The sequence below is a fragment of the Pseudomonas sp. M2 genome, assembly GCF_015751845.1.
In the GTDB taxonomy this organism is placed as follows: domain Bacteria; phylum Pseudomonadota; class Gammaproteobacteria; order Pseudomonadales; family Pseudomonadaceae; genus Aquipseudomonas; species Aquipseudomonas putida_E.
The window spans coordinates 1,512,409-1,535,967 of sequence record NZ_JADOUD010000001.1; the positions used below are offsets into that span (position 1 = coordinate 1,512,409).

Here is a 23,559-nt window from a genome sequence, read left to right on the forward strand (position 1 = left end):
TCTATGCTGTAACTCAGGACTCCTCGTCAGGGTAGACGCAATCATGCAAGCAGGCCCGGTAGCACGGCAAAAAGGCGCGGCAGCCATCGAGTTCGTCGCCGTCTTCATGATCTTTTTCACAGTGTTCTACGGCCTGGTCAGCTACACCCTGCCAATGCTGATGCTGCAATCGTTCAACCAGGCCAGCAGCGAGGCCGTGCGCCGCTGCGTGGCTCTGGACCCGAGCAGCGAGACCTATGACGACGATGTACAGGCGCTTGCCCATGCAGTGATCCGCGAGCAGTTGGCCTGGATGCCTGAGGCACTCGACTTCCAGCCGGCCGATGCACAGGTGAGCGTGGATGATGACAAGCTGCTGAAGGTGACGATCAATTATCCGAAAAGCAAACTGCACAAGGTGCTGCCGCTGCTGGTGATACCGCTGATTGGCGAAGTGCCCCGCTTGCCTGAGAGCTTGCAGGCCGAAGCGAGCCTGCAACTGTGAGTGGCCTGTTCGATCGCTGGCTGGGCAGCCATGGCGCAGAGCCCGCCGCGCAGATGTCGCATGCCGTGGGCCTGCAGGTGTGGCTGGACGATCAGGGGCATGTGCTGCGCCTGGCCGGGCCCTTGCGCACGCTGCTGGCCGTACCCAGCCACGCGCAGGCGCGGGTGCACGACTACCTGTATCGGCACAGCTGGCTGGCCCTCGAAGGTGTGCCCGCCGATTGGCAAGGGCAAGCACTGGACCTGGATTTTCATACCGTGCACGGCCAGGCCCTGCAGACCCGTGGCTGGCTGCAACACCAGGCTGTCGGCTGGATGCTGCAGCTGTTCGATATCAGCGACCTGCTGCGCCAAGGCGCTCAGCAGGAGCAGTGCCTGACCTTGCGCCAGCTGGCCGCAGACGTCGGCCAGGCCGTGCGTGACTGCAGCGAAGACTGGCTGACGCAGACGACCGCCGAGCAACTGCTGCGCCTGGCCGAGCACTGGCATGCCGGCTCGGTACGCCTGATGTTGGCGGACCCATCGGGCTGGCGGGCGCATACCTGCAGCGAAAGCGACTGGCCTTGGCCCGATGACCAACGCCTGCAGCCGTGGCTGCAGGCACTTCCCGCCCATTTTCAGCAGGTCGCGCCTGACTTGCCGCACTGGCGGGCGACGTGCGCTGGGTTGCCGCTGTTCCTTGTGCCTTACAGCCACGGCCATGAGGTTCAGGCCTGGTTGCTGTGTGCGGGCGCGCCATCGGTGCCTTCACCAGAGGCGGCCAAGGCGCTCTTGCAAGCCTTGCTCGAGCCGCTGCTCGCGCGCCTGCGGCAACACCAGCTGCAGCAGCGCTCGCGCCATCTGGACGAGCTGCAACAGCAACTGGGCGCAGGCTGGTGGCAATGGCCGGGGCAAGGGCCGCTGCATTTCGATCCGGCCCTGGCCGCCAGCCTTGGCCTGCCCAGTGCGGTGAGCATCGAGCAATGGCTGGCGCGCCTGCACCCGGCTGATCGGGAGGCTGCGCAAATGGCCCTGGAGCAGCTGCGCAACGGTGTGGCATTGAGCTTGAACGTGCGGCTGCTCGAAGCCGACAGTGGCGCGGCGCCTCGCTGGCTGCACTGGGTCGGGCAGTTGCACGGCGGCCAGGGGCACGGCTTTGTGCTCGACATCAGCGCACTGAAAGCCCAGGAGCTTCAGGCCAGCGCCGCGCGCGCCCGGCTGGAGAACCTGATCGCCAGTTCGCCTGCGGTGATCTATATCCAGCGCTGTTGCGAGGGCGCGTTGCACAGTGAGTTTTTCAGCGCCAGCCTGACGCCGATGCTGGGCTGGCCCAAAGATAGCGAGCTGGCGCGCCATCCAGGCCAGGCGGTACACCCGCACGACCGGGCGCTATGGCTTGAGCGAACACGTACGCTGTTGCGCGATGGCCAGGTCCGCAGCCGCTATCGCCTGCGCGACCACTTGGGTGGCTATCACTGGGTGCTGGACGAAGCCCGGCTGTTGCGTGACGACCTTGGCCAGCCGGTCGAGGTGGTCGGCCTGTGGCTGGATGTCAGCGAAGCGACCGAGGCAGCCGAGCGTGTGCGCCAGAGTGAGGAACGCTACCGGGTGCTGGTGGAGGATTCACCCGCGATGATCTGCCGCTACACCCCGGACCTGCAGCTGCTGTTCGGCAACCGGCCGCTCGCCGAACAACTGGAGTGCGCACCTGAGCAACTGAGCGAGAAGAACCTGGGCCAATGGATGTCCGACAGCCAGCGCCTGTCGTTTCTGCAACGCCTGGCCGACCTTACCCCGGAGCAGCCGCTGGGCAGCGCGGAGATCTGCCTGCAACTGCCAGGGCACAGGCATGCCTGGTGGGTGTGGGCCGAGCGTGGGCTGTTCGATGAGCAAGGCCGGCTGCTGGAAGTGCAGGCAGTGGGGCGCGACAACACGCAGGTAAGGCAAAGCCAGCAACAATTGATGCAGGGCGCCAAGATGGCCACGCTCGGCGAGTTGGCGACAGGGCTGGTGCATGAAATCAACCAGCCGCTGAACGTGATGCGCCTGGCCATTGCCAACACCCTCAAGCGCGTGGAAAGCGGGGTGGTCGAAGTCGAGTACCTGACAGGCAAGCTGCAGCGCATCGATGCACAGGTGGGGCGCGTGGCCAGGCTGGTGGAGCATATGCGCACCTATGGGCGGCGCTCCGCGCTTGAGCACCAGGTGTTTGCAGCCTGGACTGCGGTGGATGGCGCAGTGGCGTTGCTGGCTGAAGGGCTGCGCGGCAAAGGTGTGGCGTTGCAGGTCGAAGAGCCGGATTTCTGCCCGGAGGTGCAAGGGCATGAGGACCAGCTCGAGCAGGTGCTGATCAACCTGATGGTCAACGCCCGGGACGCTTTGCTCGAGCGCCAGGTGGCCAGCCCACGGATCGGCATCTGCCAGCGTATCGAGCAAGGGCAACTGTGCCTGCAGGTGGAAGATAACGCCGGCGGTATCGACCCACGCCTGATCGAGCGCATCTTCGAGCCGTTCTTCACCACCAAGCCTGCGGGCGTGGGTACCGGGCTGGGGTTGTCGGTGAGCTTCGGCATCGTCGAAGCCATGGGCGGCAGGCTCGAAGCGCTCAATGGCGTTGACGGTGCCTGCTTCCGGGTGTTGCTACCCATCTACAACACCAACTGAGCACGGCCGGTGGAGCAACTGAGGTTGGCGCCGACGTCGGTATTGACCAGGTCGATTCCCAGAACCTTCAGCAGCACATTGACCAACGGGTCGATCAGGGGGCTGAGCAACCCTCTTATCAAGGGTTCGATGATGCCTTTGACCGTACCGAGTACATTGCCGGCGATCACCAGCACATCGCCGAGGCCACTGTTGGCGGTGGGTTTGAAGGCCTGGAGCTGGACGCCCAGCAAGGTGTCGCTGAGGCTGCCGACCACGTTGTCATTGGCGGGGCGCATGTTCAGGTACTCGGCGGGCTGCCCGATATTGGGCGGTTCGCTAACCGGGCCCTGGAACACCAGCGAGTGCTCTACCGGGCCACTGCCCAGCAGCTTGCTGTCGACCCGCAGGCCAAGGCCGCCACCGGCGTAGGGTATTCGGCTTTGGCAAGTTCCGAGTATCAGCAGCTTGGTGCAGCGTTTGGTGCCGATATCGATCAATGGCAGCGCCTTGACTGCGGTAGTGCCGGTGGTGAAGAACGCGTCAGTGGATTCGAAGCGCCCCACCGCCAGCTGGGCAGCAGCGCTCTGGGCCTGAACGGTCAAACGCTTGGGCGAGCATCTGAACGTGTCAGGAGACTGCGGGTCGAGGCGTGCCGTGGCTTCGGCGACCTGAAGGCCAATGTCCAGCTGAAGCTTGTCAGGCACGAGCACGATATCGGTGACGGTGCACGGCACACCCAACAGGCATAGCACCGATTCCAGTGTCGAAGCCAGGTTCAGGCTGAGCAGGTTGTTGAGCACGTTGGTCAGTGGCGAGGCCAGGTCGAGCACCGCATTGACCAAGCCGAAGACCGTGCTGAGCAGCGGCAGGTCGAGCGAAATCATCGCCCGTACCTGAGCCGTGTGAACCCTCAGTTCATCCGTACGCGGATCGCCGACCGCCGAGACCTGTTGCGGCTCGATGACCTTCAGCCGCACCCGACCGTTGATCAGGCCGAGCACGCTAATCGGCAAGTCGGCAGTGGCTGCGCTTTCGCTGGCAGCCAGCTGGATCACCCCCTGCACCAGTTGCAGCAGCTGGATGCTGGCGTCCAGCCCCGCTTGGGCAGTACCGTTCTGAATATCGAGAATGTCGCCCAGTTGCAGCAACGTGCTGTTGCCGGCCCCCAGGGCGACCTTGCCCAGGTTGGTGACAACATCGGCGGCGGCACCGCTTTGCTCAAGTACCTTGACCGCCGCTTCCAGCAATTGTGTGACGGTGGCGTCGGCATTGAGCAGTTGCTCGTAGTCGCCAACGGTCAATTGCAGGTCGACAGCCAACTGCTCGAGGTAGTTGAGCAGGTTGAGGTCGGTTGCGGCTATGCCTTTCCAGCCTGCGAGGCCAAGCTGCACGTTGCCTCCCAAGGCGCCGAGCAGGCCATCGAGCAACACCGACTGTTGCGAATCCACCGTAGCCAACGTAGTGCGAATGCTCAGCATGGCCTGTGGCGGCAATGCCTTGGACGCCACCGCATGGGCCTGCAGGGTGGTGGTCAGGGGAGCCCCGCCACCTTGGGTCAGGATGTAGATGCCGGCGGCAAAACTGGTGGTGACTGTGTTGCTGACATCGACCCGTATCGCTTCGTTACGGGCATTGTCGCTGGTAAACGTGCGCAGGCTATTGGCACCGGTCTGCAGGTAACCGCAACTGGCCACCAAGGGGCTGCCAGGCGTGTGGCCGTTGCGGGCCGCGGCTACGCTGGCGATGGCCGTGGCCTGTGGGCCACTGCCCGTGCACACGGCAGACTGGCCTGCAGCTTCAAGCGCGGCCATGTCGGCGATGCGTTGCAACTTGCGCTGCTCAAGGTAAAGACGGCCGCTGTCGACCACTACCAGCATGAAAAGCAAGGCCAGGGCCAGTGTGGTAACCGCCATCAGGCCGATCGCGCCACGCTGCCGGGCAGCGGAAGAGGGAACCACGGGCACTCCTTTGCAGGCCAGAGGCCAGCCATCGCGGCTTTGGTCACAGGAGTGTAGTCACAATAGTGGCTAATTGCCTTGCCCTGGGGCGCGAGGGCTACCGATCAAATGCCCTGAACCAACCCGGCATCTACCCGGTCAATTCCTGCAATCACCTATTGCAGGCCCAGACCATGAACAATCCATTCGAACAGATCAGCGCCGCCTTCGCCCCCGAGTACCGCGTAAACCTGAGCATCGAGCGCCTGGACGGCAGCATCATGCTGACACTGTCCGATGATGCCGGGGTGGTCGCCAAGCGCCTGATAACCCAGGCCCAGCGCAACGACCCGGTGCGCCTGCAGCGGGTCATCGACAGCATTCGCCTGGGCTTGGCCATCGAACTGGGGCAGAACCCTTTGCAGGTACTGGCCGCCCTCACCCGCGACCCGCGCCAGCAGCCAGGTCACTCCATCGCCAACTGACGGCTACTTGCCCTCTTCCACTGCCTTGCCATTGGCGTCCAGCACCTTGGTCGAGGGGTAACGGTACGAGGCGTAGCGCACCACCAGGATCGAAAACGCCAGCAGCAGGATGCCCCCGCACAGGTACAGCAGGCCCTCATCCGGCGCCTTGTGGTGCGACACATCACCGATCAGCAGGCGGGTGAGCGCGGTGATCGCCACATACAGCAGAAAGCGGATAGGCATGTGGTTGGTCTTGAAATAGATCCCGACCATCGCCCCAAGCTCCAGGTAGATGAACAGCAGCAGGATGTCATCGACGCTGATGCCGCCCTTGCCGAGCATGTCCAGGAACGTCATCACCGCCGCGTAGGCGGTAATGGCGCCGATGCCGAACAGGGCAAGGTAGTGAAACCCCTCTACACACAGATTGCCCAGCGAGTCGGCCGAGCCATGCAGGCCCTTGCGCAGCTTTTCTGCCCATTTGATGTTCACGATGTGCGATTCCCCGATACGACATGAAGGATGATGCGTCACGCGTGTGACGCTTGTGCCATGCAGTTAAAGGGCCAGGCCCCTGCTTTGGAAGGCGGCAGATTGCCGCAAGGCACCTGTGGGCTACGCTTTTTTGCGGCAAGGGTTGCACCTGAGGTGCGATTGCCATTACTGTATGCGCATACAGTTATCGATAAACCAACCGCAAAAAGGCACAGAGGTGATGAATGGCCGTCGAAGTGGTGTACCGCAGCAGCCGCGACCCGGAGCGCTTGTTCATGGATAAGGCCGAAGCTGATCGTCACGACAAGATGCTCGAACTGGCCGAGCGCCTGGCCGAGGTGCTGCACAAGGCGGTCCCGTCGCTGACCGAGCAGCAGGTCGAGGAAGCCGGCATTTACATGGCGAAGAACCGCGACGTGTTCGCGCGGGCATTCAAGAGCCAGCCGGACGCGTTGGGTGAGTTGTTGCAAGGTGACGCTGCAGAATGATGTCGACGGCCGGGCCGCCGTGCGGCTTCAGCCGTATAGCAACCGCTCCGCCAGCATTTGCGCCACACGGGCGGGCGAACGCTTCTCGGCCTGAGCGTGGGCGAACACCTCGGTCAGGCGCGTCGGGATCCGTGCCAGGTGCGCGGTGATGGTGCCCAGCTCCTCGCCGCGGTGCTTCATTGCCACGTAGATCAAACCACCGGCATTGATCACGTAGTCCGGAGCATAAAGAATCCCGCGAGCCTCCAGCTGGTCAGCAACCTGCAAGGTGGTCAGCTGGTTGTTCGCCGCCCCTGCCACCGCAGCACAGCGTAATTGCATCACCGTCTGGCCATTGAGCACCGGGCCCACGCCACACGGCGCAAAAATATCGCAGGGCGTACTGATCAAGGCATCGTTGGTCACCGGATGGGCGTTGAACTGCTCCACCGCCAGCCGCACCCGACCGGGGTCCAGGTCACTCACCAGCAACTCGGCACCTGCTGCGTACAATTGCTCGGCCAATGCGTAACCCACATTGCCCAGGCCTTGCACCGCAATGCGCAAGCCTTTGAGGTCGCTGCTGCCCAGGCGGGCCAGGCAGGTTGCACGGATACCGGCGAATACCCCCATGGCCGCATGCGGCGAGGGATCACCCGAGGCCGTTGTGCTGGTCACATGGGGCGTACTCTGGGCGATGCAATCCATGTCCAGCGTGGAGGTGCCGCTGTCCACAGCGATGATGAAACGCCCCTGTAGGGTATCGACGAAGTGCCCCAGCGCCTCGAACAGCGCCGCGCGGTTTTCCACGTGCGGGTTGCGCATGACCACCGCCTTGCCACCCCCCAACGCCAGCCCGGCCAGCGCCGCCTTGTAGCTCATGCCTTGCGCCAGGCGGATGGCATCGGCCATGGCGCTCTCGTCGTCAGCGTAGGGCAGGTAGCGGCAACCTCCCAGCGCCGGGCCTCTAATCTCGTTATGAATGGCCACCACAGCCTTGAGGCCGGTTTTCGGGTCGGTAAAGAGGTGCAGTGACTGAGTGCGGGTGCTTTGCATCAGCGCGAACATCGGCGGGCTCCCCTGGGAGGTGCTCCTAGCAGTATAGGCATCCACATGCACGCCAAGCTGCGACCGGACCACTGGACGAATCACGACGCCAGCGCTATTACTCAAGGGTATGCGGAGATGCCCCCATGAACCCACGCCAAGCCTGCCTGGCCTGCCTGGAACGCGAACCGGTCGCCTTGCTGGAAGCTGCCTTGTGGATTGCCGCCGAGCACGATCGCAAGGTCGAGCCCGCAGCCAGCCTTGCCAGCCTGCACCACCTGCAAGCCGAAATCAGCGCCAGCCTGCCGATGCTGCCGGTGTGCGAGCTGGCTCAGCCACTGCTGCGCCAACTCAATGCGCTGGGCTTCCAGCAGGATGAATTCCACCCACTGCGCCCGCAGGCAGCACTGATGGACAAGGTTTTGCTGCGCCGCCGGGGCCAACCGCTGGCGCTGGCCATCATTACCCTGGAGCTGGCCCGGCGCCTGTCCATAGCGCTGGAGGGTGTGGCATTCCCAGGGCACTTTCTGCTGCGCGTACCCGGTGCCGATCACCTGCTCGACCCTTGCGGTGGCCGGCGCCTGTACCCCAATGATTGCCGCGAGTTGCTGGCCCGCCAGTTTGGCCCGCATGTGCCGCTGACAGCCGAGCACCTGCGCACGGCCAGCCCGGCCCAGATGCTGCAGCGCCTTTCGCGTAATTTGCGCCAGCTGCATATCAGCAATGACAACCACCTGGCCGCGCTGGTCGACGCCGAACGGGTCATGCAACTGGGCCCGGTGCAAGTCAGCGACTACATGACCCGCGCCTCGCTCTACCAACACCTCGACTGCCCGCAGGCCGAACGCTTCGACCTGGAGCATGCCTTGCTGCTCACCGAGGACCCGGTCCAGCGCCTGAAGCTGTCCGAACGCATCGGCCAGCTACCGCTGGCGAACCGTTCGATTCACTGAAGCGGTGTATCCGGCTGGCAGGACGGGTGCGCCTTGGCGAATGCAGCATGCCTGGCGGCCAATGCCGCAACCCGGCGGATACGCGGATAGCTGCCAAGGTCGATGTTGAATCGCTCGGCGGCATACAGTTGCGGGACCAGATAGACGTCTGCCAGCCCCGGCGCCTCACCAAAGCAGTAGCCATCATCGCCGATCAGCTGCTCTACAGCCGCCAGGCCTTGGCCAATCCAGTGGGCAATCCACTGGTTGACCTTGGCCTCGTCATGGCCCAACTGGCGCAATTGGTTGAGCACACTGACGTTGTGCAACGGATGGATATCGCAACCGATGATCGCCGCCACACCGCGCACCCTGGCCCGTGCTGCAGCGCCACGGGGCAACAGCGCAGGCTGTGGATAAACCTCTTCCAGGTACTCGATGATCGCCGGCGACTGCACCAGCAGCTGGGCATCGTCGGTGCGCAGAGCCGGTACCCGGCCCTGCGGATTCACCGCTACATACTCGGTACCGCGCTGCTCGCCCTTGAGCAGATTGACCGGCAGGGCCTGGTAATCCAGGCCCTTGAGCGCCAGGGCAATGCGCACCCGGTAGGAAGAGGTGGAACGGTAGTAGGTGTACAGCTCCATTGCCCTGCTCCCTCAGTTGGCGGCGATGATCTTGCCGCGGCACTCACCAAAGCCGATGCTGGCCACGCCATCACGCTTGCAACGGGCACGCAGGATGATCTCATCGCCATCCTCGAGGAACTTGCGCTGCTCGCCACTGGCCAGCTCCACCGGCTGCTTGCCACCCAAGGTGGTCTCCAGCAGGCTGCCGTAGGCGTCGGGCGAAGCGCCGGACAGCGTGCCCGAACCGAACAGGTCGCCTGGCTGCAACTGGCAGCCGTTGACACTGTGATGGGCAATCAGCTGTGCCACGGTCCAGTACATGTTCAGGGTGTTGCTCAGCGCCAGGCGGTGGGCCGGCAAGCCCTGCTCACGCATGCGCTCGGTGATCAGCAGCACTTCCAGCTCGATGTCGAAGGCGCCGTTGGCCTGGTCACGTGGGTCAAGCAGGTAGGGCAACGATTGTGGATCACCTTGCGCACGCGCCGGTTGGGCGCAGCGGAAAGGCTCCAGGGCCTCGGCGGTGACCACCCAGGGCGACAGCGTGGTGATGAAGCTCTTGGACAGGAACGGCCCCAGCGGCTGGTATTCCCAGGCCTGGATATCACGCGCCGACCAATCGTTGAGCAGGCACAGGCCAGCCAGGTGCTGGTCGGCTTCAGCGATCGGAATCGCCTGCCCCATCTCGTTACCCCGGGCAATCCAGATACCCAGTTCAAGTTCGTAATCCAGGCGCGCACACGGGCCGAAGCTCGGTTCGGTGTGCCCGGCGGGCAGCGTCTGGCCCTTGGGGCGGCGTACATCGGTGCCTGACGGGCGCAGCGTCGAGGCGCGGCCGTGGTAGCCGATCGGCACGTACTTGTAGTTGGGCAGCAGTGGGTTATCGGGGCGGAACAGCTTGCCGACGTTGGTAGCGTGCTGGATGCCTACGTAGAAATCGGTGTAGTCGCCGACTTTGGCTGGCAGGTGCAACTGGCAATCGCCGGCAGGATGCAGCGCGCCCTTGAGCACAGCCTGATGCTCGCTGTGTTCGCCCAACAGCGCCAGCAACCGCTCGCGCAACGCCACGCGGGCCTCTCGGCCCAAGGCGAAGAAGGCGTTCAGCGCACCACCACGGGTAGCCTCCACGGCGGCCTTGGCCTGGCCTTCGAACAGCCCGGCAGCCAGCACGGCCTCCAGGTCAAGAATCGCATCACCGATGGCAACGCCGCAGCGCAGCGTTTCACCTGGGCGGCTGAAGATGCCCAGCGGCAGGTTCTGCAGCGGGAAGTCGCTGTGCCCGTTGGCGTGCTCGACCCAACTACGGGCAATGGCGGACTGGTTCATGGGTTATCTCCGGTTCGGGTTGAAGGTGCTCGGCAAGGTGGCCCAGCAACTATCGTAGTCGGCCTGCAACTGCGGGCACTCGAGCGCCTGCAGGCTCGGGCGCAGCACCTGGCTGGTCTCGAACATGAAGGCCATGGTGTTGTCGATCTTGTGCGGTGCGAGGTCGGCGGCAATGGCTTTTTCGCAGGTTTCGGCATCGGGCCCGTGGGCGCTCATCACACCGTGCAGCGAAGCGCCACCGGGCAGGAAACCTTCGGCCTTGGCATCGTAGGCACCGCTGATCAGGCCCATGAATTCGTTCATCAGGTTGCGGTGGAACCACGGTGGACGGAAGGTGTTCTCGGCCACCATCCAGCGCGGAGGGAAGATCACGAAGTCCATGTTGGCCAGACCATGCACGCTGGTCGGTGACGTCAATACGGTGAAGATCGACGGATCGGGGTGATCGAAGCTGACCGTGCCGAGGGTGTTGAAACGACGCAGGTCATACTTGTAGGGCACGTTGCTGCCGTGCCAGGCGACCACATCCAGTGGTGAGTGCTGCAGCTCGCAGGCCCAGTGTTCGCCCAGGAACTTCTGCACCAGTTGCACCGGGCCTTCAGCCTCCTCGTAGCGCGCTACCGGGGCCAGGAAGTCTCGGGGGTTGGCCAGGCCATTGCTGCCGATCGGGCCCAGGTCCGGCAGGCGCAACGGCGCGCCGTGGTTCTCGGCAATGTAGCCCCGGGCCTGGCCATCAGGCAGTTCGACGCGAAACTTCATGCCGCGCGGGACCACTGCGATTTCCTGCGGCTCGACCTCCAGCAGCCCCAACTCAGTGGCGATGCGCAGGCGGCCCTGCTGCGGCACTATCAGCAGTTCACCGTCAGCGTTGAAAAACACCCGTTCCATCGAGCGGTTGGCGCAGTAGATATAGACACTCACCCCCGCCGGTTTGTCCGCAGCGGAATTGGCCACCATTGGGAGCCAGCCTTCGATGAAGTCAGTTGGTTCAGCGGGGAGCGGTTGAGGGTTCCAACGCAGGCGATTGGGGGTGACGGCGCCCAGCGGCCCGTTCAGTGGCTGACGCGCCAGCCGTTCAAAGCGTGGGTGCAGGGCGGACGGGCGGATGCGATACAGCCAGGTCCGGCGCAGTTCGCTGCGCGCCATGGTGAACGCCGTACCCGACAGTAGCTCGGCATACAGGCCGTAGGGGGCCTTCTGCGGAGAATTTTGCCCGACGGGCAGGGCCCCGGGCAGGGCTTCACTGGCGAACTCATTGCCGAAGCCGCTCAGGTACTGAAGGTCGGGCGACGTGTCGCGGTTCATCGATGCCTCCGGATTTTGTTTTTATCGTAATCAGATTACGAATAACGTAATTTGCTCCGTGCAACCCGTCAAGCTATAAAGGCGCGACTCGACGAATCCGGAAAACCCAACCCATGGCCAAAGCCAGCTCCCCCACCGACAACGGCAAGCAGAAGGTCCGCTCGGCGGAAGTCGGCACCGACATCCTCAAGGCCCTCGCCGAGCTCTCGCCGTCCACCTCCCTGTCGCGGTTGGCCGAGCACGTGCAGATGCCCGCGAGCAAAGTGCACCGTTACCTGCAAGCACTCATTGCCAGTGGTTTTGCCGAGCAGGATGCGGCCACCAACCACTACGGGCTGGGCCGAGAAGCATTGCGCGTGGGGCTGGCAGCGCTGGGCAGCATCGATGTGCTGAAGCTGGCGGCGCTGCCCTTGTCGCAGCTTCGCGACGAGCTCAACGAAAGCTGCTTCATCGCCGTGTGGGGCAATCAGGGAGCAACGGTGGTCAGCATCGAGCCTGCTGTACGGGCAGTCACGGTGGTGACCCAGATCGGCTCGGTGTTGCCGCTGCTCAGTTCCTCTACCGGGCTGGTGTTTGCCGCATACTTGCCTGAGCGCGAAACCCTGGAGCTGCGCGACAAGGAACTGGCCGTGCTGCAGCAGAGCGCGAGCGATTACGACCGGCTGCTGGCAGGCATTCGTGAACGGGGGCTGCACCATGTGCACGGCTTGCTGATGCCGGGCGTGGATGCGCTCTCGGCCCCCGTGTTCAATGCCATGGGGCAGATCGCTGCGGTGATGACGGTGGTAGGGCCGACCTCGATATTCCACGCCGATGAACATGGGCCGGCGGCGCAGCGCCTGCTGGCAGCAGCGCGCGATACCAGTTGGCGCATGGGTCACTCGCCGAAGGCCTGAGAAGGGCCGTGGCACTATTGCCTGAAACGTAAAGGTGAATGTCGCAAGCGGCTATTTTTCCTGCCGGATCAAGCGCTTATTCTTGAATCACTGGCCGGCATGAAGGGCACTCCCCCGCCTTTCAGGCCTGCGAGGTTCACCGACGTTGATTTTGAAGCTCCTTGATCTGACGTCTCGATTGGCCGCTGCGCTTGCAGCGGCCTTTTTTTATGGGGTGTGCTCTGGCGGCCAGAAGACCGAGCGGCGACCGCGATGGTGCTCGTTTTCAAGGACGCTGCAGCGGATACTGCTGCAGGTTCGTCATCATCTGCTGCAACGCCTGCAAGCTGTCCTGCGGGTGCACCGCATCAGCGAAATCACCAATCTGCGCCCAGCTGTCAGCCACCTGCTCAGGGCTAAAACCTTCCCTCGGGTCGAAGCCGACACCCAGGCTACGCTCCCAGCGCACCTTGCCAATCCAGCCCCCGCCCACCTCGAACAGCTCACCGCTGCTCTGGCACTGCTCGCTGCCCAGGTAAACCACCAGGGGGCTGACCAGTTCAGGCTTGAGGCGTTCGAACACCTGTGCCGGTATCAGCCCTTCGGTCATGCGCGTGCCACCGGTAGGCGCGATGGCATTGACCAACACGCCGTGTTTGCGCCCTTCGATGGCCAGGGTACGGGTCAAGCCATATAAGCCAAGCTTGGCCATGCCGTAATTGGCCTGGCCGAAGTTGCCATAGATCCCAGAGGTCGAAGCGGTGAAGATCACCCGCCCCCAGTTCTGCTCGCGTAAATGGGGCCAGGCAGCGCGGGTGACCTTGTAGGCGCCCTCGACATGGACTTGGTAAACCTGATCCCAATCGCTGTCGTCCATCTTGTGGAACGTCTTGTCGCGCAGGATGCCGGCATTGTTCACCAGCACATCGACCCGCCCAAAACAGTCCAGCGCCTGTTCGACGATGCGTGCGCCGTCACCAACGGAGTCGTGATTGGCCACAGCCATGCCTCCAGCGGCGCGGATCTCATCGACAACCCGATCGGCCGCTGAAGCGCTGGCGCCTTCCCCGTGGGTAGCCCCCCCAAGATCGTTGACCACCACCTTGGCGCCACGCGCGGCGAACAGCAGTGCATGGGCGCGGCCCAGGCCACCACCGGCCCCTGTGACGATCACCACACGGTCTTGCAGACGTACCGGCTCGCTCATGCTCCTGGCTCCAGATCGGTTGAAGGACTCGAGTGTCCACCAGCATCTGCCAGCGGACAATCAAGCTCACTCAGGCTGAATGCCAGGCGATAACGCGCAACGATGTCAGTCGCTCAGGACCAGGCCATTTTTTGCGGGAGGTAGCTCAGCGGCTGTTCGCGAAAGGCCAGGTAGTGGCGCAATACCTGCGCAGGGGCTTCGGTGTGCGGGTAATGGCCAATGCCCTGCAATTGCACGATGTCCGGGTTGGGCACCAGTTGCCGGTAACGCTCGACCATCTGCGCTCCGCTAAGCGGATCGACCACGCCGTTGATAAAACGCAACGGCACGCCCTCACGCTGCAGCGCACCCACCCAGCGTTCGCGATGCAGCCTGCGCTCGGTAACGAAACCTACCAGTTTGTGCAGGATGCGAGTGCCGCCGTTGGCAGCGATCAGGCTCCAGAAGTCATCCAGCGCGCTTTCGCTGGGGTGAGTGCACGGCCCATAGACCTGGCTGACGTTGCGCACCAGGTCGTCGCGCCCGAACGAACGCGCCACCAGCCAACCCAGGCGGCTGAGCAACAGCTTCTGTATCAACAGTACCCGGCAGCTTTCAGGGAACAGGCCGCTGTTGAGGAACACGCAACTGGCGATGTCCGCACGCTGTTCATGGTGTCGCGCCAGCAACTCTTGAGCCACACTGCCGCCGTAATCGTGTGCCAGCAGGTGCACAGGCTGGTCGACCTCGAGGTGGGCGAGCAAGGCCTGCTGCAGGTCGGCTTGCTCGATCAGGCTGTAGCCATGGTTGAGCGGCTTGGCCGAATCGCCAAAGCCGAGCATGTCGCAGGCGATGAGGCGAAAGCGCTGGGCCAGCGGCGTCCAGAGGTAATGCCAATCCCAACTTGCCGTCGGGAATCCATGCAACAGCAGCAGGGGCTCTCCTTGCCCTGCGGTCCAGTAGCGGATGCTCTGGCCCCGGAATGAAAAACTCTGACTCCGGGTACGCCAGACGCACAATGGTATCTCGGCCAAAGGCATCAGATTCGTCCCGGTATGCAAAGGTTGTGGTTATAGGGCAAGGCTGCGGTCATTGCATTTCACCTCGGCACATACATGTGCTCTCTATGTCGAGGCTGAGTCTAGTCAGCCGCCCACTCGGTGAAACTTGCGTTGACAGCCAGCTTGATGACCGAGCGAGTCAGTGGCACGAACGGTCACTGCGCACACGGGTCGCCACCACAACTTCAGGCCGTCAGGGCCTGGGCAAATGCTGCCAACCACGGTTCGGCGTCAGTCTCCGGGGTTACTGTCTCGCTGGCATCGAGCTTGAGCATCGGCTGCAGTTCACGCACACCCAATTCGGCAAACAGCTCACGCAACTGCTCGCCACCGCCGCAGTAAGTATCGCCATAACTGGAGTCGCCCAACGCAATGACCGCCCCCGGCAAGCCACGCCAAGCGGCGGGCAGGGTGTCACGGATGCTGCTGTACAGCGCCATGAGGTTGTCCGGCAGTTCACCCATGCCGGTGGTGGAGGTCACTGCCAGCAACGCTTCTGGCGCAAAACCTTCGAGATCCTGTTGGGTGGCGCGGGCAGCGTGCCAGGCATCATGGCCTGCAGCCTTGAGCAGCGATTCGGCATGACGGGCAACTTCTTCGGCAGTACCGTACACGGAGCCGGAAATAATGGCGATTTTCATCGAGAGATGGATTCCGAAACTGAGTGAAAACGTAGGATACTAGCATCCGGCGGTGGCAAAAGGCCGCCCATCCTTATGCCCCCTTTGTCTACTGGCCAGGACATGATCAACGCACAACTGCTGCAATCGATGGTCGATGCGTCCAACGACGGCATCGTGGTCGCCGAACAGGAAGGCGATGACACCATTCTGATCTACGTCAACCCGGCGTTCGAGCGCCTGACCGGCTACAGCCGCGACGAGATCCTTTACCAGGATTGCCGTTTCCTGCAGGGCGATGACCGGGACCAGCTTGCCCGAGCGCGCATTCGCAAGGCGCTGGCCGAAGGCCGTCCCTGCCGCGAAGTACTGCGCAACTACCGCAAGGACGGCAGCGCCTTCTGGAACGAGTTGTCGATCACGCCGGTGAAATGCGATGCCGATCATCGCACGTATTTCATCGGCATCCAGAAGGATGTCAGCCGCCAGGTCGAGCTGGAACGTGAACTGGCCGAGATGAACGTTCGTCGGAATTTCGACAAGCGCCAGGAACCAAGCGCTTAAGGCAGAGTCAATCCCGTTGAAGAAGCCGTCAACTCCGAGTTCGATCATGCACGCCAATGCGCTTTTGACCCAGGACGAGCTGGATTTCATCCAGGACATGCAGCATTCCCCGCAATTGAACCAGACCGACCCGATGTCGAGCCTGCTGGTCAATGGCGACCGTCGTATTCAGTCGTTGCTGGCTCGGCTGGTGGCCAACGAGCAAGTCACCCTGCAGGCACAGTTCAACAACCAGCAGATCAACTTCCCCCTGCACCTGGTGGAAGACGAGTTCCACGCCGTGCACCTGCAGATCGGCTCGCCGGAAATTTACGAAGACGGCCCGATGCTGCGCCCTTGGCGCCTGTCGATGGACCAACCCACCGCGCTGCTGGATGCGCACGGGAAGGTTAGCGGGCTCTTCGTGCGCGAGATTTCGTTCAAAGGGGCGCTGCTGGAAATTCGCGGCCTGCCCGAAGCGCCTTCGCGCTTCGACCTGCGCTTCGCGCCAGGGGGCATCCCGGCCATCACACTGCACGGCAGGCTACGCCGGCGTATTGGCTCGGATCTCGCTGCCTACGACCTCAGCCGCAGCCCGGCGCAAGAAACCGAGCGCTTGCGTGAATACATTCTGCAGGCTCACCTTCAGGCCCACCCGGAGCTGCACGCTCAGCTGTCGAGCTGACCGGCCAGGTATTGCCGCAGGCGCCGCCGCATCAGGCTTACCTCTGCACCCAGGCACGCCACCGGGCTGCCGGCCAGGCTTTCCTGGGCCATTTCGGCAGCCTCCCCCGCCAGTAGCAATGGGCACTCAAGCCCGGCAGCCAGACGGCTCAAGCGCTTGCTCAGCTCAGCGGTCGGCGCGTGGTTGGAGAACAGCACCAAAGCATCGGGCCGGAGCTTTCCAGAGACGACCGCCAATTCATCCAGCGGCTGCCCAGGCGTCAACACCGTCACCCCGACATCATCGCTGCACAACAACAGGCCGGTGACCAGCAGCTCCAGTTCCAGGCACTGCCCTGGCAACGGTGCCAGTAGCACGCAGCGGTTGCGCTGCCGACGCGTGAGCTGCAGGCGCGAGAACACCCGGGCACGCAAGAACTGATCGAGGAACAGCCACTCGCTGGCCTGGCCGAACGCACCCTGCCCCGCCGCCAGGTCGTGCCAGACAGGCATGAACACATCAGCGAAAACCTGGTCCTGACTGATGCAGGCAAACACCTGGTCGAACAAGCGGTCAAGGCTCGCGGCATCAAAGCGTTGCACGGCCTCGCGCAATTGCGCCTGCCAGCGGATGGCGGAATCGGCTGCAAACGCGTCATGCACGTTCGCCTGATCACGCGCCAGGATACTGCCGACCTTGCTGACCGCCACACCGCGTTCGAGCCACCCGAGGATGCGCCGGATTTCGTCGATGTCTGCCAGCGAATAGAGCCTATGGCCACTGTCGGTGCGTGTTGGCTGGATCAGCCCATAGCGCCGCTCCCAGGCACGCAAGGTCACGGCATTGACCCCGGTGAGCCGGGAAACTTCACGAATCGGGTACAGCTCCGAATGCTGCAGGCCTGCTTCGACTTGCGCGATAAGTCCCTGTTTGTCCATCTGCACTTAGTGACCTGTGCGCAAAAAATTGGAGGTACAGTCTACTACGACCGGGAACGTCTCACGTTAGCCTCCCTTTTGCAGCGGAGCAGTTGCCAACGAAGTCCAATAAGCGATAATCCGCGCCCGATTCTTGCATGCAAGCCTGCGTCGCCCACCACCCCGGGCCACGCAGCCAAGGGGCCGGCTACCCGCCAGCCCCGTCGCCAGGAGATACACGATGTCTACCCCACCCGTCACCCTGATGGTGTCGCGCCGCGCCGCCCATGGCCGCTACCAGGACCTGCTGGCCTGGCTGCACGAAGGCGAGCAGCTGGCTACCGACTTCCCCGGCTACCTCGGTTCAGGCATCCTCGCACCGCCCCGCGACAGCGATGAATTCCAGATCATTTTCCGCTTCAGCGATGAACCCACCCTGCACGCCTGGGAGCATTCCGCGTCGCGCCGGGCCTGGCTGCAACGCGGCAACGGCCTGTTCGAGCGCCCCAAAGAAAGGCGCGTCAGTGGCATTGATGACTGGTTCGGCACCAACACAGTGCAAAAACCACCACGCTGGAAACAGGCAATCGCGATCTGGCTGGCATTTTTCCCCGTCTCGCTGCTGTTCAACGTGCTGTTCGGCCACTGGCTGACCGAATTTGAACTGGTGCCGCGCGTGATGCTCAGCACCCTGGCCCTGACGCCGCTGATGGTGTACCTGTTCATTCCCCTCTCCACCCGCCTGCTGGCCGGCTGGCTTCATGCCTCGCCCTCCTCAGGCGCCGCACTGCGCAGCCGCTGAGGCCAGGCCATACAAGAGGGAAACAGTTCGGGTATGCTGGGCGGCAACGACAGGAAAGACAAGTTGACCGCCCGCACATGAACAGCCCAATTCTCGTTACCGGAGCCAGCCAGCGCGTCGGGCTGGCCTTGGCCCTTGAGCTGGCAGAGGCCGGCCATACCGTGGTCAGTGCCAGCCGCAGCGTCCAGCCCCAGCCTGCGCACCCCAACATCGTGCAGTTCCAGGCCGACCTTTGCCTGGCGGCCGACCGTCAGGCGCTGATCGACCACCTGCAGCAGCACTACGATGGGCTGCGCGCGATCATCCACAATGCCTCTTTGTGGCTCGACGATGGCCTGGACAACCTGCAGACCATGTTCCGCCTCCACGTCGAGGCGCCCTACCACCTGAACCTGGCGCTGGGTGATTTGCTGAACAAGGTCGACAAGGCCGATATCATCCATATCTGCGACGAAACCTCCTCGCGTGGCAGCAAGAGCCATATCGGCTATGCCGCCACCAAGGCAGCGCTGCAGAACATGGTGCTGTCGTTCGCCGAAAAATATGCGCCCAAGGTACACGTCAACGGTATCCTGCCCGGGCTGCTGATCCTCAAGGAAGGGGGCGACGAAGCCTATCGCCAGCAGACCCTGAAAAAGGCCCTGCTGGAATTCGAACCCGGCGCCGGCCCGCTGATCGAGACGGTCAAATACCTGCTCGACAGCCAATACAGCACCGGCAGCCAGGTGGTCATCAACGGTGGCCGCCACCTGAAGAATCGCATGACCTGAGAGAAGCCCATGACTGCGCAAGAACAGCTCGAACTCGAGGCCGCCGCCTTCCGGCGCCTGGTCGCACACCTGCAGAACCGCACCGATGTGCAGAACATCGACCTGATGAACCTCTCCGGCTTCTGCCGTAACTGCCTGTCCAAGTGGTACAAGGCCGCGGCCGACGAACGCCAGGTCGACATCAGCCTGGATGACGCCCGCGAAGCGGTGTATGGCATGCCCTACGCCGAATGGAAAACCCAGTACCAGAAAGAAGCCAGCGCCGACCAGCAAGCGGCGTTTGAAAAAGGAAAACCTCGTGACTGATCTGAACACCCTGCGCGCCAGCCTGGCCAGCGGCGAACACGCCTTTGCCGACACCCTGGCGTTCATCGCCGCCCACTACAGCTACCAACCACAGGCCTTCACCAACGGTGGCGTGGAAAACGCCGCCGGGCAGAACGAAGGCTCGTGCAAGACGCTGGGCCTGGCCCTGCTGGAAGGCCTGAGCGACCAGGAGGCGCTGCTGGCCTTCGGTGAACACTACCGCGACGTGATGGCCACGCCCGAGGGCACTGACCATGGCAACATCCGTGCGCTGATCGCGCATGGCCTGGCAGGCGTGAAGTTCAACGCCCAGCCGCTTTCGCGCAACGCCTGATACTGCCGGGCCGGGCAGGCCCCATCAACTGATGATCTGCCCCGGCCCGTCGGCCGGCAACCCGCCGCGCTGCAACCACGCCAGCGCAATCGGCCACAGGCTCTCGCGGAATCGGTCATGGAAAAACGCGAAGTGGCCAATGTCCTCGACCGCGATATCCACAGGTGCGATCCGCAGATGCCGACGCTCGGCGCCTTCCAGATAACCTAGCAATCGCTCTGTAGCGGCAACCGTGCCAAACGGGTCATCGGCCAGGCTGATCGCCAACGTTGCCGCCCGCACCTGAGCAAACGGCAAGTACTGCAACTGGCGCCCGCTGGGCCTTTGCTCGTAGCGCGCAGTACGGGTAGTCCAGTCCTGCACCACACCGGCAGGCGTGTCTTCCATCCAGCCCAGGCGCTTGCCAGGGAAGTAACCGAACACACGGGTCAGCAACGGCATCGCCACATGCCATTTACCGAACAGTCGCCAACGCTGATCGGCCGCGTAGTCACGCCAGTAGGCAAACTGCGCACCCACCATCACCACCCGCCTGATCCGCTCGGCAGACGGCGCCAGCCCTACGGCGCAACCGCCGAAGCTGTGCCCAACGACATCCACCGGCTGGCAGGGAAATGCCTGGGCGGCGTACGCCAGCATGGCTTCGAAATCCAGCCTGCCCCAGTCGCTCCAGGAGGCCTGGAAACCGCGCAAGGAAGGCGGCCGGGATTCGCCGATGCCGCGGTAGTCATAGGTCAACACGTCGCAGCCTTGGGCGAACAGGTAATCGGCAAAGCGGGTGTAGTAACGGCAGCGCACGGACGTGGCGGCATTGATGATCACCAGCGGGCGCTGGGGATTGGCCTGGGCGTGGCGCCAGTAGAAACCACCAAGGCTGTAGCCGTCGGCTGTGGTCTGGCGAAAAGGCGTGGCCGGTCGGGTGAGGCTGCTCATGGCGCGCTTCCTTTTGTTGTGCGCCAACGCTAGCAAAAAACGCGAGGGCTGTACCGGCCCTTTCGCGGGGCCGGTACAGCCAGAGGGCTTACAGCTCGACGCAGTCGAACTTCACATCGGTCGCCACATCTTCGTCGTAGTTGACGTCAGCGCGCTCGAAGCCGAACAGGTTGAGGAACTGCTTCTTGTAACCTTTGTAGTCGGTCAGTTCGAACAGGTTCTCGGTGGTCACTTGCGGCCACAGGGCCTTGCAGGCGCCCTGCACGTCGTCGCGCAGCTCCCAGTCGTCCAGGCGCAGGCGGCCCTTCTCGTCCAGCTCCGCCGGGGCGCCGTCAGCACGGTACATGCGGTCACGGAACATGCGGTCCAGCTGGTCCTGGGTACCTTCGTGAACGCCCTTCTCCTGCATGATCTTGAAGACCATCGACAGGTACAGCGGCATCACCGGAATGGCCGAACTGGCCTGGGTGACCACCGACTTGAGCACGGCCACGTTGGCGCTGCCACCGACCTTACCGGCCAGACGCTGGGCGGTTTCGTCCAGGTCCTGCTTGGCCTTGCCCAGGGCGCCGTGCCAGTAGATCGGCCAGGTGATGTCGCTACCGATGTAGCTGAAGGCCACGGTGCGAGCCTGTGGCGCGAGCACGCCAGCGGCGTTCAGGGCGTCGATCCACAGTTCCCAGTCCTGGCCGCCCATGACGGTGACGGTGTCAGCGATTTCCTGCTCGGTGGCCGGCTCGATGCTGGCCTCGATGATGGTGTCCTTGTTGGTGTCGATGGCGGTCGACTTGTACGGCTGGCCGATCGGCTTGAGCGCGGAACGGATCACTTCACCGGTCTGCGGCAGCTTGCGCACCGGCGAGGCCAGGGAGTAGATGACCAGGTCGACCTGACCGCCCATTTCGTTCTTGATCAGCTCGATGACCTTGGCACGGGCTTCATCGGAGAAAGCGTCACCGTTGATCGACTTGCTGTACAGGCCCTCGGCCTTGGCGAACTTGTCGAAGGCAGCAGCGTTGTACCAGCCGGCAGTGCCAGCCTTGGTCTCGGTGCCTGGCTTTTCGAAGAACACGCCCAGGGTATCGGCCTTGAAGCCGAAGGCTGCGGTAATGCGTGCCGCCAGGCCGTAGCCGCTGGATGCACCAATGACCAGGACCTTCTTCGGGCCATCCTCGCGCACGCCCAGCTTGCGGGTGGCTTCGATCTGGTCACGGACGTTCAGCTCGCAGCCCTTGGGGTGAGTCGTGGTGCAGATGAAACCGCGAACCTTAGGATGAATGATGGCCAATGTCTGTACCTCGTCAGGTTTATGCAGGGAAGCGCCGCCTTGGGCGATTCCGATTGATCAGAGGGTGAGACTACCCCCACAGGTTATCCGACACATATTACGGGGTGATCAAAGGGATGCAAAACGATGCGCCTCCCGATGAACACTCTGTCGCCGGCAAGATCCGGTGGTTAAGAGCAAAGACCGGACACCAGCCCAGGAGCCATTGATTGGTTTTTCACATCAATGGCAAAGAAAAACAAACTTAACAAATGAGCCAAACCCGCCGAAGCTGGTGGCACTGCGCCCGCTTGGCGCCCACCTGCACACGGAGAACAACAACATGAACGACGTGGTCATCGTCGCCGCAACCCGAACCGCCATCGGCAGCTTCCAGGGTGCCCTGGCCAACGTGCCCGCGGTAGACCTGGGCGCTGCCGTGATCAAGCGCCTGCTGGAGCAGACCGGGCTGGACCCGGCACAGGTCGATGAGGTGATTCTCGGCCAGGTACTCACCGCCGGCGCCGGGCAGAACCCTGCCCGCCAGGCCGCGATCAAGGCCGGCCTGCCCTACAGTGTGCCGGCGCTGACCCTGAACAAAGTCTGCGGTTCTGGCCTCAAGGCCCTGCACCTGGCGGCCCAGGCCATCCGTTGCGGTGATGCCGAGGTGGTGATCGCCGGAGGCCAGGAGAACATGAGCCTGGCCCCCTACGTGATGCCTTCGGCGCGAACCGGGCAGCGCATGGGCCACGGCCAGTTGGTCGACAGCATGATCACCGACGGCCTGTGGGATGCCTTCAACGACTACCACATGGGCATTACGGCCGAGAACCTGGTGGAGAAGTACAGCATCAGCCGTGAACAGCAGGATGCGTTCGCTGCCCAATCGCAACGCAAGGCCGTGACCGCCATCGATGCCGGCCGCTTCAAGGACGAGATCACGCCCATTGTGATGCCGCAGAAAAAAGGTGACCCCAAGGTCTTTGACCGTGACGAGCAGCCACGCCCGGACACCACCGCTGATTCCTTGGCCAAGCTGCGCCCGGCCTTCAAGAAAGACGGCAGCGTCACCGCTGGCAACGCCTCCAGCCTCAACGACGGCGCCGCTGCGGTGCTGCTGATGAGTGCGGGCAAGGCCAAGGCCCTTGGCCTGCCGGTACTGGCCAAAATTGCCGGCTACGCCAGTGCGGGGGTGGACCCGGCAATCATGGGCATTGGCCCGGTGTCGGCCACCCAGCGTTGCCTGGACAAGGCCGGCTGGCAATTGGGCGAGCTTGACCTGATCGAAGCCAACGAGGCCTTTGCCGCACAGGCGCTGGCGGTGGGCAAGGCGCTGGAGTGGGATGCCGCGCGGGTCAACGTCAACGGCGGGGCAATTGCCCTTGGGCACCCGATCGGTGCTTCGGGGTGCCGGGTGCTGGTGACCTTGCTGCACGAAATGATCAAGCGCGACGCCAAGAAGGGGTTGGCCACGCTGTGCATCGGCGGGGGCCAGGGTGTCGCTTTGGCGATCGAGCGTTGATCCTGGTTTAAGGCAGACAGCACTGCCCTCATCGCCGGCAAGCCGGCGA

At 63.3% G+C, this 23,559-nt stretch carries 25 protein-coding genes; 13 read left to right on the plus strand and 12 right to left on the minus strand.

Features of this window, described 5'->3' with window-relative positions:
- Positions 1 to 43: 43 nt before the first annotated feature.
- Both IWW33_RS07125 and IWW33_RS07130 read left to right on the plus strand, forming a co-directional pair.
- Positions 44 to 484, plus strand: a complete 441-nt coding sequence (locus tag IWW33_RS07125) for a TadE/TadG family type IV pilus assembly protein (protein ID WP_039603864.1) — start codon at positions 44 to 46, stop codon at positions 482 to 484.
- Positions 481 to 3,126, plus strand: a complete 2,646-nt coding sequence (locus IWW33_RS07130) for a PAS domain-containing sensor histidine kinase (RefSeq protein ID WP_174142303.1) — start codon at positions 481 to 483, stop codon at positions 3,124 to 3,126. Before IWW33_RS07125 ends, IWW33_RS07130 begins: the two co-directional genes overlap by 4 nt.
- Here the strand turns inward: IWW33_RS07130 and IWW33_RS07135 are convergent.
- Positions 3,111 to 5,066, minus strand: a complete 1,956-nt coding sequence (locus IWW33_RS07135; protein ID WP_348635179.1) for a pilus assembly protein TadG-related protein — start codon at positions 5,064 to 5,066, stop codon at positions 3,111 to 3,113. The two genes, IWW33_RS07130 and IWW33_RS07135, sit on opposite strands and share 16 nt — an antisense overlap.
- A 173-nt stretch (positions 5,067 to 5,239) precedes the next feature.
- On the opposite strand from IWW33_RS07135, the gene IWW33_RS07140 reads away from it, so the two are divergent.
- On the plus strand, positions 5,240 to 5,530 hold the full coding sequence (locus IWW33_RS07140; RefSeq protein ID WP_046784955.1) for a DUF3509 domain-containing protein: 291 nt from the start codon (positions 5,240 to 5,242) through the stop codon (positions 5,528 to 5,530).
- 3 nt (positions 5,531 to 5,533) lie between these two features.
- Here IWW33_RS07140 and IWW33_RS07145 read toward each other — a convergent pair whose 3' ends face one another.
- Positions 5,534 to 6,004 carry a phosphate-starvation-inducible PsiE family protein gene (locus tag IWW33_RS07145; protein WP_115273586.1) on the minus strand — a complete coding sequence of 157 codons (471 nt, stop codon included), beginning with the start codon at positions 6,002 to 6,004 and terminating at the stop codon, positions 5,534 to 5,536.
- 227 nt (positions 6,005 to 6,231) lie between these two features.
- Between IWW33_RS07145 and IWW33_RS07150 the strand changes: the two genes are divergently transcribed.
- Positions 6,232 to 6,495 carry a YebG family protein gene (locus IWW33_RS07150; protein ID WP_046784740.1) on the plus strand — a complete coding sequence of 88 codons (264 nt, stop codon included), beginning with the start codon at positions 6,232 to 6,234 and terminating at the stop codon, positions 6,493 to 6,495.
- A gap of 27 nt (positions 6,496 to 6,522) precedes the next feature.
- Here IWW33_RS07150 and IWW33_RS07155 read toward each other — a convergent pair whose 3' ends face one another.
- Entirely contained in the window at positions 6,523 to 7,542 is a 1,020-nt protein-coding gene (locus IWW33_RS07155) for a Glu/Leu/Phe/Val dehydrogenase dimerization domain-containing protein (protein ID WP_046784739.1), read from the minus strand.
- A 125-nt stretch (positions 7,543 to 7,667) separates the two neighbouring features.
- Between IWW33_RS07155 and IWW33_RS07160 the strand changes: the two genes are divergently transcribed.
- Positions 7,668 to 8,474 carry a tetratricopeptide repeat protein gene (locus IWW33_RS07160; protein WP_046784738.1) on the plus strand — a complete coding sequence of 269 codons (807 nt, stop codon included), beginning with the start codon at positions 7,668 to 7,670 and terminating at the stop codon, positions 8,472 to 8,474.
- Here IWW33_RS07160 and maiA read toward each other — a convergent pair.
- From maiA to hmgA, 3 genes are read right to left on the minus strand one after another with little or no spacing between them, the layout of a single operon-like run.
- A complete protein-coding gene (gene maiA, locus IWW33_RS07165) occupies positions 8,468 to 9,100 on the minus strand; it encodes a maleylacetoacetate isomerase (RefSeq protein ID WP_174142302.1) in 633 nt (210 codons plus the stop codon). The genes IWW33_RS07160 and maiA overlap by 7 nt on opposite strands.
- A gap of 12 nt (positions 9,101 to 9,112) precedes the next feature.
- Complete coding sequence (gene fahA, locus IWW33_RS07170) at positions 9,113 to 10,405, minus strand: fumarylacetoacetase (RefSeq protein ID WP_174142301.1); 1,293 nt, start codon at positions 10,403 to 10,405, stop codon at positions 9,113 to 9,115.
- Positions 10,406 to 10,408: 3 nt separating this feature from the next.
- Positions 10,409 to 11,710, minus strand: coding sequence for a homogentisate 1,2-dioxygenase (gene hmgA / locus IWW33_RS07175; RefSeq protein ID WP_046784735.1), 1,302 nt, complete (start codon positions 11,708 to 11,710; stop codon positions 10,409 to 10,411).
- A gap of 113 nt (positions 11,711 to 11,823) precedes the next feature.
- Here hmgA and IWW33_RS07180 point away from each other — a divergent pair, with 113 nt between their 5' ends.
- The gene (locus IWW33_RS07180; protein ID WP_046784734.1) at positions 11,824 to 12,606 is read left to right on the plus strand and encodes an IclR family transcriptional regulator; all 783 of its coding nucleotides are present in this window, start codon (positions 11,824 to 11,826) and stop codon (positions 12,604 to 12,606) included.
- 265 nt (positions 12,607 to 12,871) lie between these two features.
- On the opposite strand, the gene IWW33_RS07185 is transcribed toward IWW33_RS07180, so the two are convergent.
- The 3 genes from IWW33_RS07185 to IWW33_RS07195 all read right to left on the minus strand — a co-directional run bounded on the left by IWW33_RS07185 (position 12,872) and on the right by IWW33_RS07195 (position 15,473).
- On the minus strand, positions 12,872 to 13,792 hold the full coding sequence (locus tag IWW33_RS07185) for an SDR family oxidoreductase (protein ID WP_196914259.1): 921 nt from the start codon (positions 13,790 to 13,792) through the stop codon (positions 12,872 to 12,874).
- A gap of 113 nt (positions 13,793 to 13,905) precedes the next feature.
- Positions 13,906 to 14,811: an alpha/beta hydrolase gene (locus tag IWW33_RS07190; RefSeq protein ID WP_174142299.1), complete on the minus strand. Its 906-nt coding sequence runs from the start codon at positions 14,809 to 14,811 to the stop codon at positions 13,906 to 13,908.
- 206 nt (positions 14,812 to 15,017) lie between these two features.
- Positions 15,018 to 15,473, minus strand: coding sequence for a flavodoxin (locus IWW33_RS07195; protein WP_046784732.1), 456 nt, complete (start codon positions 15,471 to 15,473; stop codon positions 15,018 to 15,020).
- A gap of 102 nt (positions 15,474 to 15,575) precedes the next feature.
- Between IWW33_RS07195 and IWW33_RS07200 the strand changes: the two genes are divergently transcribed.
- Together IWW33_RS07200 and IWW33_RS07205 are read left to right on the plus strand one after the other, a co-directional pair.
- Positions 15,576 to 16,016: a PAS domain S-box protein gene (locus IWW33_RS07200; protein WP_115273582.1), complete on the plus strand. Its 441-nt coding sequence runs from the start codon at positions 15,576 to 15,578 to the stop codon at positions 16,014 to 16,016.
- Positions 16,017 to 16,062: 46 nt separating this feature from the next.
- Positions 16,063 to 16,680, plus strand: coding sequence for a hypothetical protein (locus IWW33_RS07205; protein WP_046784730.1), 618 nt, complete (start codon positions 16,063 to 16,065; stop codon positions 16,678 to 16,680).
- Here IWW33_RS07205 and IWW33_RS07210 read toward each other — a convergent pair.
- Positions 16,665 to 17,597 carry a MerR family transcriptional regulator gene (locus tag IWW33_RS07210; protein ID WP_174142298.1) on the minus strand — a complete coding sequence of 311 codons (933 nt, stop codon included), beginning with the start codon at positions 17,595 to 17,597 and terminating at the stop codon, positions 16,665 to 16,667. The two genes, IWW33_RS07205 and IWW33_RS07210, sit on opposite strands and share 16 nt — an antisense overlap.
- Before the next feature lie 220 nt (positions 17,598 to 17,817).
- Here IWW33_RS07210 and IWW33_RS07215 point away from each other — a divergent pair, with 220 nt between their 5' ends.
- The 4 genes from IWW33_RS07215 (at position 17,818) to IWW33_RS07230 (ending at position 19,788) form a co-directional block, all read left to right on the plus strand.
- Positions 17,818 to 18,378, plus strand: coding sequence for an antibiotic biosynthesis monooxygenase (locus tag IWW33_RS07215; protein WP_174142297.1), 561 nt, complete (start codon positions 17,818 to 17,820; stop codon positions 18,376 to 18,378).
- A 77-nt stretch (positions 18,379 to 18,455) separates the two neighbouring features.
- The gene (gene folM, locus IWW33_RS07220) at positions 18,456 to 19,148 is read left to right on the plus strand and encodes a dihydromonapterin reductase (protein ID WP_115273580.1); all 693 of its coding nucleotides are present in this window, start codon (positions 18,456 to 18,458) and stop codon (positions 19,146 to 19,148) included.
- A gap of 9 nt (positions 19,149 to 19,157) precedes the next feature.
- Positions 19,158 to 19,454, plus strand: coding sequence for a DUF1244 domain-containing protein (locus IWW33_RS07225; protein WP_012312735.1), 297 nt, complete (start codon positions 19,158 to 19,160; stop codon positions 19,452 to 19,454).
- Positions 19,447 to 19,788 (plus strand): HopJ type III effector protein, encoded by a 342-nt coding sequence (locus tag IWW33_RS07230; protein ID WP_174142296.1) that lies wholly within the window; start codon positions 19,447 to 19,449, stop codon positions 19,786 to 19,788. The genes IWW33_RS07225 and IWW33_RS07230 overlap by 8 nt, the downstream gene beginning before the upstream one ends.
- A 24-nt stretch (positions 19,789 to 19,812) precedes the next feature.
- On the opposite strand, the gene IWW33_RS07235 is transcribed toward IWW33_RS07230, so the two are convergent.
- Positions 19,813 to 20,721, minus strand: coding sequence for an alpha/beta fold hydrolase (locus IWW33_RS07235; RefSeq protein WP_046784725.1), 909 nt, complete (start codon positions 20,719 to 20,721; stop codon positions 19,813 to 19,815).
- A gap of 88 nt (positions 20,722 to 20,809) precedes the next feature.
- Complete coding sequence (gene fabV, locus IWW33_RS07240) at positions 20,810 to 22,009, minus strand: enoyl-ACP reductase FabV (RefSeq protein ID WP_115273577.1); 1,200 nt, start codon at positions 22,007 to 22,009, stop codon at positions 20,810 to 20,812.
- A 322-nt stretch (positions 22,010 to 22,331) separates the two neighbouring features.
- On the opposite strand from fabV, the gene IWW33_RS07245 reads away from it, so the two are divergent.
- Positions 22,332 to 23,510 carry an acetyl-CoA C-acetyltransferase gene (locus IWW33_RS07245; protein ID WP_174142295.1) on the plus strand — a complete coding sequence of 393 codons (1,179 nt, stop codon included), beginning with the start codon at positions 22,332 to 22,334 and terminating at the stop codon, positions 23,508 to 23,510.
- The last annotated feature ends 49 nt before the right edge of the window (positions 23,511 to 23,559 follow it).